This window comes from Bacillota bacterium, assembly GCA_040754675.1.
GTDB lineage: Bacteria > Bacillota > Limnochordia > Limnochordales > Geochordaceae > Geochorda.
Window position 1 is genome coordinate 1 of record JBFMCJ010000169.1, and the last position, 8,085, is coordinate 8,085.

Sequence of the window (8,085 nt, forward strand, 5' to 3'; positions counted from 1 at the left end):
TCGTGGACAGGAAGGGATGTGTGAGTTTAATGTCTGAGTGCAAGGTGATAGGGGATCGCTATGACAGGCGCGGGGCGTGGCCTCCCGTGCAGGTGCCAGACCACGTGTTCCGCGAGTACGACATTCGAAACGGGGCTGTTTTGGGCAGTTGGGCTGAGTTGCCATGAGGCGTGAAAAGCCTTGCGGAGCTTGGGTTTTGGCGATATAGTAATAGTTGGGAGTTGGGCTGAGTTAGTGGCATTCTGGCGGAGTTGGCACACATTTGGCACACAGAACATCTGTTTGGAGGGCTGCACCTATGCGACTCGGGATCGGGGGATATGCGACCGGCGACGTGCAGACCGAGGCCGCGCGGGAGATGTTCCTGGCGACCATTGAGCGGGACGCGCCGGAGGTCCTGCGTGCCCTGCGGGATGAGGTGTACCCCTACTTCTCCAGGGATGAGCTTCAGGACCGCTTGACGGCCTGGGCGCGACGGTGGCACCTTTGCGAACCGTGGATCTTGGACAAGGCCATGGATACCCTCGCGCTATGGGATGACTGCCCTGCCCTGCGAGCGCAAGAGCCGCCGAGATGGGACGCGGGGGGCGGGTTCTCATGGTGGGAGCCGGTGGCCGACGCGGAAAGGCGTATCGCTTTCGAGGCCGACGGTTGGGACCCCGCGATGGAAACCCGTGGACAGGCCCGGGAGCGCCTACTGAGGGCGTTCGCAGAGGCCGTAGATCGCCACCTAGACCATATTGCTACCCTCGCGGAGAATCGCGGTTGGACCCAGGTCGTGGTGAAGCGTAACCGGAGCGGAGAGCCGGACCTGCACTTCAAATGGCTCGTGCAGCATCGTGTGCTAGGCTGGAGCGTGCGCGAGATAGCGGACCGCTACATGGAGGAGGACCCGACGGGCGAGCGAGTGATCGGCGAGGACGCCATAAGAAAAGCGATTGAAGCTGCCAGCAAACTAATCGGACTGAGGTCACTACGGAATTAACGCGGCGGCGCGTTATTTCCTATTGCGTTAGGTCATCGCCTCCTATCATTGCAGGTAGGAGGCGATGATTTTCATGCAGTTGCTGAGGGTGCCGCATGTCGCGCGCGTCTTGGACGTGACTGAAGACAGGGTGTACCAGCTTGTGCGGGAAGGGCTGCTGCCCGCTGTCCGTGTGGGGCGACAGATCCGGTTTGACGCCGACAAGCTGCGCGACTGGATCGAGCAGGGCGGCTGCGCCTTGCCGGGCGGTTGGAGGCGCGAGGCATGAGAACAAGGAACCCCGGCGCGTTGCCGGGGTGCCGACACGGGAGGTATCGGGATGGCCGACTTCGATCCCATTGTAGCAAGGAACGACGCCACCTTCAAGCCGTTGGACGCGCTTCGCGCCGTGTTGGATAGCGACCTGGACGCACATGCAAAGCTGGTGGCCACTGTCCTCATCAGGCACGCCGACGGTGCGGGTGCCTGTTACCCCTCCTTGCCGCGCATCATGGCTCAAAGTAGCCTCTCGCGGAGTGCCGTGAAGCGGGCGATTAGAAGCCTGGAGGCCGCCGGCGTCGTGGCGGTGACGCGGCATTGGGGCGCTATTAACCGATACCGGGTTCTGGTGGAACCTAGTGTCTCTGAGAACCTAGGTTCTGATGGAGCCTCAACCGGGTTCCCACAGAACCCGGGTAGGTTCCCACAGAACCCACCACTGGGTTCTGACAGAACCCCTGAACTGCCTATTGGAACTGATCAATTAACTGACCATTTAACTGCCCAACCTGGCGGCGCGCGCAAGCGACGCGCCCGGGGCGAAACCGACCCTCGTGTTCATCCCGTCCTCCAGGCGTTTCACGAAGCCTACGTGAAGCGCGTGGGCAAGGAGCCGACGAAAACGGTGTTGGACTACGGGCGCGACGGCAAGCGAACCCGCGAGCTACCTGCCGACTACTCAACCGAGGACCTGACGGCGGCTGTGGCTCGCTTCTTCGACCCGGCGACGCCGGGGTTTATCTCGCGGAACTTGCGGTTCGCTGACTTCCTCGCGGCGCTGCCCCGCCTGTTGACGGGCGAGACGAAGGCCGGGCGGCCCCGGCGGGTGCGATACGTGGAGGGGGAGCAGCAGCGTGATTACTCTGACTACTTCTACAACGGCGAGGAGGGTTGAGCGGTGGATATTGAAGCTGTTCTTGCCGAGGCGCAGGCGAGGCGAGAGAAGTTGGAGAGCATGTCGGCTGAAGACTACTTGCGCGGGTTCCCTCGCGTGGCGGCGGCGTATCCGTGGCTTGCGGAATTCCCTTCGGCGGCGGCGCTTGAGCGCGGGGTGTCGTGGCCTCTGCAAGAAATCGAAGAGACGCTTGGAAAGTGCGAGCGGTGCCCGGGGCTTGACGGGTGCCAGGTCAAGCTTGCCGGGAGCCCGCTTGTGCTGCGGCGCGCTACAGATGAGAACGGCGAGCCGAGGCGGGAGCGCGACGGATCGCCGGTCGTGACGTGGGACTTCACGATGTGCGGCGTGCGACGCAAGGCCGAGCTTGAGGCCAAACGCGAGGCGGCGATTGACAGCCTCCATCTGCCTCCGCGATTGACACGGGTGCTGTGGCGCGGCCCCCTTGAGGAATCGCCTGCCGTCAAAGCGGCCCGCGAGTGGGCGGCGGGGTTGCCCGAGGGCGGCCTGACGGCTGACGGCGATCTTCGACGGGGCGACGTTTGCGGCGCGCCCGGGCTCGTGTTCGTCGGCCCTGTCGGGACAGGGAAGAGCGTTGCGCTTGCCGTGGCGCTTGTGGAGGCCGCGCGGCGAACGCTGCAAGGCGGCAGGTATTGGCCTGTCGCGCAACTGTTGGAGGCCATGCGGCCTGCCGGAGACCGCGAGCCGGAAGTAACCGTCGAGGAGATCGCGGAGGTGCCGCTGCTCGCGCTTGACGATTTGGGCGCTGAGCGGCCCACAGACTGGGTACTGGAGAGATTGGACCTCTTGTTCGATATGCGATATGAGGCGCTGCTCCCAACCGTGGTGGCGACTAACCTTTCCCGGCGCGAACTTGAGGAGGTCCTTGGCTCGCGCATCGTAAGCCGGTTGCTCCACGAGGCGACGGTCGTGAAGGTGCAAGGCCGCGACCGGAGGCGGGGAGGCCGGTGCGATGATTGAGGTAAAGCTGCCCAAGTGCCTGCTCGTGTTGACGGAGGCCGAACTGCTTTCCCTGCTCGCGCATGACCGGGGCTTATGGGAGACTGCATTACGGCGCGGGAAGGCCGTTCAGAGGGCGAGGACAAGGGAGGCCCGGCAGGCGGCGCGTAGAAGGCCCCAGGAGCCGTGATAACCCTTCGCCAGGGGTAGAAATACCTGTGCGCCCGGGATGGCCGCCTCGCGGGGCGTTCTGGCGAGCACGAGGCGGCATGTGAAAAAGGAGGCCATTGGTGGGAGGTCGCTGGCATATGGCGTTGTTGCTCCCGTTCCGGCAACATTGCCGTAACGGGCGCATGGCGTGGCCGCACACCTTACGGCAAAAATGCCGGAAGGTCGCGGGGAATCGCGACGCGACGCCCGATGGAAACTTACCATGGGGCGCATGTGAGGAGGTGAGTGCGCGTGCCTTATAAGCTACGGAAACCTTGCGCCTGGCCCGGGTGCCCGGAGGTTGTGACGCCACCGGAGCGTTACTGCCCGCGACATAAAACCGCAGGCCGCAAGGCGGAGGACGCGAACAGGCCGAACTATAGACAGCGTGGCTATAGCACGTCCTGGGACAGGCTGAAAGCGATGAAGCGGCAAGCGGACCCGCTATGTGAGTTGTGCCTTGCCGAGGGGCGTGTCACGCCTGCGGAGATGGTCCACCACAAGGTGCCGCTTCGTGAGGGTGGCGAGCTGCTTGACATGGGCAACCTCGTGAGCGTATGCCGGGCGTGTCATGCAAAGCTGCATCGGCGACCGACGGGGTAACCGGGGTAACTCTCTACGGCCCGGCGTCTCGGTGCCGGGGGCGCGGTCGATTGTGGGAAAAGGTCCCCGTGTAGATTTTAGGCATTTCGAGAGAGGAGGGCGACTATGTTCGAGAGTTTCAAGCCGGAGGAGCGCGACGCGGCGCGGCGGGTGCTGGAGTATTACTCGGCGGTGCAGTTAGCGCATGTGATAGCGGAGGCCGTCAAAGCCTGCAATGAGGTTCTGGTGGCCTACAAGGAGATCGAGAAGGTCGGCTTTAACGAGAAGGCGGCTGATTTTGTGTGGAAAGAGCGCGTGCGCGAATTCTTCGCGCGGCTGTCCAGGCTCGAAGCGGTGCTTGCGGAACGCGAACGGTTGAACGGCATCGGGGAGGCGCTAAAACTGCTCGAATCAGAAGCGAACGGAGGCGGCAAAGATGATCAAGCATGAGGCCCGGTTTGCGCCCGGTCAGACTGCTCTTGAGCGGGCTTATCAGATGGTCGTGGCGTACTTGGCGAACCTTGACCGCGAGTGGACCCCGGAGGAAGACGAGGCCCGACACGCGCTGCATGAGGTAATTTGTGCCCAGGACCAGGCCGAGCTTGAGGCGAAATGGCGCGAGGAGGCCCGCCGGGAGCGCGAAGCGCGGCGCAAAGCAAAAAGGCTAGCAAAAGGCGGCGTATGGCGGGCGGATTGACGCGGCGAACGTGTGTGTGGTAAAATATTTCTGGACCAAGGATTGCCGTTGGAGGCGTCCTGTCGGTGGACAAGTGAATAAACCTGCGTCCTGCGGACCGTTGGAGGCCGTCAGGCGCTATGCAGGCACGAGCCGACCCCGAGCCTATCAGGCCGGGTGAGGCCGCGACCCAGAGCGTAGCCCCTGGCGGCTTTTGCTTTGCCAGGGGGAATCCAGAGGAGGAATCTGTGATGAACCCTATCGAGCTACGCCAACAGCGTGCGAGGTGTATCGAAAAAGCGCGAATCCTGTTGGACAAGGCCGAGGGCGAAGGGCGCGGCCTGTCCGGGATGGAGGAGCGCGAGTTTGACCAGCTCATGGCGCGGGCTGACGTGCTCACGGACATGATCGCCGAAGCCGAGGGCGACCAGCGCGAGCGGCGACGGTGGCAGGAGGCTCGCGGTGCTGGCCTGGAGGCTGTGGAGGCCCTGCTTCGGGAACGGATCGGCCCCGTTGCGGCCTTCGGGTATCAGCCTGGCGGGGGATACCTGCCGGCAGACCCCGCCGACGTGCGCCTGCTAAGGCCGAACGAGCGCATGGCCGACGTGGTGCATCGGAATGACGAGGCCGACAACCTGAGCCTCGGGAGACTCCTGCGGGGCATCATATGCGGCGACTGGCGGAACGCGGAGGCCGAGCGCAGAGCGTTGAGTGTCGGAACTGACACGTTAGGCGGATTCTTGCTGCCAGATGTGGTTTCGGCGCGCATCATAGACCTTGCCAGAGCGCAGGCCGTAGTAATGGCGGCGGGTGCGCTGACGGTGCCGATGGAATCCTCGACCTTGCGCCTCGCGCGGGTGGAGAGTGACCCGACTGCCTATTGGCGGCCGGAGAACGCGGCGGTCACGGAATCCGACATGTCCTTCGGGGCACTGAACTTCTCGGCGAAGACCCTCGCGGCGCTAGCTCGGGTGAGCATCGAGCTGATCGAGGACGCGCAGAACATCTCCGGCCTTGTGGAGAACGCCATCGCCCAGGCCCTAGCCCTGGAGCTTGACCGGGCGGCGCTGTTTGGCAACGGTGCGGCTGAGCCGCTTGGCCTATTGAACTGGACCGGCGTCCAGAGCATAAGCATGGGCACGAACGGGGCGGCGATTACGAGCTACGCACCGTTCAGCCAGGCGGTCCAGAAGGTTCAGGAGGCAAACGGCATACCGCGCGCGCTTATTTGGGCGCCGAGGACGGCGGGCGAGGTGGACCGTCTCGTGGATTCCACGGGACAGCCTTTGCAGCCTCCGGAGAGCTTCAGGAGCCTGCGGAAACTCGCAAGCTCGCAGGTGCCGACGGACATGACCCAGGGCACTGCCACAAACGCAAGCGTGGCGATCGTCGGCGACTTCGCCCAACTCCTCATCGGCATGAGGACCCAGCTTGTCCTTGAGGTGAGCCGCGAGGCCGGTGACGCCTTCGGCAAGCTCCAGGCGCTGATTCGGGGATACCTCCGGGCTGACGTAGGCGTCGCGAGACCTGCTCACTTCTGCGTGATTAAGGGGATAATCCCGCCGGCGTAATGCCGGACCTAACCGATAGCCCCGGCGAAAGTGCGTTCGCCATATCCTCCTCCCGGAAAGCCCGAGGTGGCAACATTTCCACCTCGGGCTTTTCCTATACCGAAAACCCCTTGACATGATAGACAATTGGAGTATAGTACAAGTAGGAGGTGAGCTTGCCATGATTGACACGCACCTACTCCTATCCGAGGATGACTATGAATGGCTCAGGCGGCGGGCTTACGAAGAGCATAAGAGCCTGGCCGAGGTGGTGCGCGAGATTATCAGACACGCAAGACAGGCAAAGGAAGGAGGTGGCCCCGGTGATTCGCTTACTCAACCCGTGGACAGGTGAGGCGTTCGAGGTGGACCCTGCTAACGTTACGCAAAGCAAGCTAGACGCCATGGCAGAGTGCATGAATGACGATATTCGGGAGCAGGTTCATCTTGAGCTATCGCCCTGCACTCCCGGCGAATTCTTCGCCCGATACGTCGAGCTGGCCGGTGCAGAGGCGGGCGGGGCGCTATGGTGTTCGTGAGGAGGTGTTCACGTGGCCGGACAGATCATTCAGCGCGGAGAGAACGTCTTCCTCGTGCGAGTGTTTCTCGGGCGCGATAAGGACGGGAAACGGCGTTATCACAACAAGACTATTCACGGGACCAAGAAGGACGCACAGAGATACCTGACCGCTGTTCTGCGGGAGAGGGACCTCGGGACCTTCGCCGAGCCTACACGCATGACGCTAGATGAGTACCTGGACAAGTGGCTAGAGGCCGCCGTAAAGCCCAGGGTGCAGACGCGGACCTATGAGGATTACGAGGCCATTCTGAAACGATACGTGCGCGAGCCTCTAGGCGCTAAGCGGCTGCATCAGCTTATGCCTCTGGACATTCAAGGCGTATACAGCAAGTTGCTAGACCGGGGGTTATCCGCAAAGACGATCTGTACTCTCCACACAGTGCTTAGGAATGCACTAGAACAGGCAGTGAAGTGGGGGCTCATTAGTCAGAACCCCGCTAACCGCGTGGAAGTGCCTGGGCGCAGGCACAGGGAAATGTACGCAATGTCAAAGGATGAGGTGGCGGCCTTCCTGGAGGCGGCGCGGGAGGACCGCTTCTATACCCTTTTCCTCCTGGCGGTGACGACCGGCATGAGGCCCGGAGAATACCTCGCTTTGCAATGGAAAGATGTAGACCTTGAAGCCGGGCAACTCTACGTTCGCCGGGCACTGTCGCGCCGTCACAACAAGCAAGACCTAAATACCTCTATTCCTGCATGGTCCTTTAAGGAGCCGAAGACGCCTAAGAGCCGCCGGAGTATTAGGCTATCGCCCACGGTGGTCCAGGCCCTGCGGCTGCACAAAGCGGCGCAGGCCGCGCAACGGCTGAAGGCTGGTGCGACGTATCACAACCTAGACCTCGTGTTTGCGGGTGAGGATGGACTGCCACTACACGCGAACAGCCTAACCCGTCGCCACTTTAAGCCTATCCTGAAGAAGGCAGGGTTGCCGTCAAAGATTCGACTGTATGACCTGCGCCACACGTGCGCCACCTTGCTGCTGAAAGCTCGTGTGCATCCCAAGATAGTCTCGGAGCTGCTTGGGCATTCCACGGTGACACAGACCTTGGACATATACTCTCACGTGTTGCCGGACATGCAGGAGGAGGTGCCCGACAGCATGGAGGCCCTGCTGTTTTCGGGGGGCAAGGGTAAGCCTGCGAGGAAGGGCATTCCGTGACAGGCACACTCGGGCAAGTTGGCACACTATAGGCACACAAGCTCGTTCGCTGGAGGGGCGGCGCGGAATGAATGACCTGCTAGGTTGGCCTTTAGAAGGGCTGCCCGACCACGTGTTCCGCGAGTACGACATTCGCGGTGTCGTGGGGCGTGAGCTTTCGACTCCGTTCGTGTACTGGCTCGGAAGGGCGCTCGGAACATTCTACCGGCGTCACGGGGTCGGGTCGGTTTCGC

12 protein-coding genes and 1 pseudogene are annotated in these 8,085 nt (G+C 62.5%); all 13 read left to right on the forward strand.

Annotated features, from left to right (window positions below; genetic code table 11):
- Positions 1-298: 298 nt before the first annotated feature.
- The gene (locus AB1609_11045; protein MEW6047002.1) at positions 299-985 is read left to right on the forward strand and encodes a hypothetical protein; all 687 of its coding nucleotides are present in this window, start codon (positions 299-301) and stop codon (positions 983-985) included.
- A 73-nt stretch (positions 986-1,058) separates the two neighbouring features.
- Positions 1,059-1,253, forward strand: a complete 195-nt coding sequence (locus AB1609_11050) for a helix-turn-helix domain-containing protein (GenBank protein MEW6047003.1) — start codon at positions 1,059-1,061, stop codon at positions 1,251-1,253.
- Between the two features lie 51 nt (positions 1,254-1,304).
- Positions 1,305-1,529: pseudogene (locus AB1609_11055) on the forward strand (helix-turn-helix domain-containing protein).
- A gap of 306 nt (positions 1,530-1,835) precedes the next feature.
- Positions 1,836-2,138, forward strand: coding sequence for a hypothetical protein (locus tag AB1609_11060; protein MEW6047004.1), 303 nt, complete (start codon positions 1,836-1,838; stop codon positions 2,136-2,138).
- 3 nt (positions 2,139-2,141) lie between these two features.
- A complete protein-coding gene (locus AB1609_11065; GenBank protein ID MEW6047005.1) occupies positions 2,142-3,116 on the forward strand; it encodes an ATP-binding protein in 975 nt (324 codons plus the stop codon).
- A complete protein-coding gene (locus tag AB1609_11070) occupies positions 3,109-3,285 on the forward strand; it encodes a hypothetical protein (GenBank protein MEW6047006.1) in 177 nt (58 codons plus the stop codon). Before AB1609_11065 ends, AB1609_11070 begins: the two co-directional genes overlap by 8 nt.
- A gap of 443 nt (positions 3,286-3,728) precedes the next feature.
- Complete coding sequence (locus tag AB1609_11075; protein ID MEW6047007.1) at positions 3,729-3,908, forward strand: HNH endonuclease signature motif containing protein; 180 nt, start codon at positions 3,729-3,731, stop codon at positions 3,906-3,908.
- A 105-nt stretch (positions 3,909-4,013) separates the two neighbouring features.
- Complete coding sequence (locus AB1609_11080) at positions 4,014-4,337, forward strand: hypothetical protein (GenBank protein MEW6047008.1); 324 nt, start codon at positions 4,014-4,016, stop codon at positions 4,335-4,337.
- Positions 4,324-4,584: a hypothetical protein gene (locus AB1609_11085; GenBank protein MEW6047009.1), complete on the forward strand. Its 261-nt coding sequence runs from the start codon at positions 4,324-4,326 to the stop codon at positions 4,582-4,584. The genes AB1609_11080 and AB1609_11085 overlap by 14 nt, the downstream gene beginning before the upstream one ends.
- A 230-nt stretch (positions 4,585-4,814) precedes the next feature.
- Entirely contained in the window at positions 4,815-6,134 is a 1,320-nt protein-coding gene (locus AB1609_11090) for a phage major capsid protein (protein MEW6047010.1), read from the forward strand.
- Between the two features lie 302 nt (positions 6,135-6,436).
- Positions 6,437-6,652: a hypothetical protein gene (locus AB1609_11095; protein ID MEW6047011.1), complete on the forward strand. Its 216-nt coding sequence runs from the start codon at positions 6,437-6,439 to the stop codon at positions 6,650-6,652.
- 12 nt (positions 6,653-6,664) lie between these two features.
- Positions 6,665-7,852: a site-specific integrase gene (locus AB1609_11100; protein MEW6047012.1), complete on the forward strand. Its 1,188-nt coding sequence runs from the start codon at positions 6,665-6,667 to the stop codon at positions 7,850-7,852.
- 67 nt (positions 7,853-7,919) lie between these two features.
- Positions 7,920-8,085, forward strand: a 166-nt coding sequence (locus tag AB1609_11105; protein ID MEW6047013.1) for a phosphomannomutase/phosphoglucomutase, incomplete at its 3' end; no start/stop codon positions are given.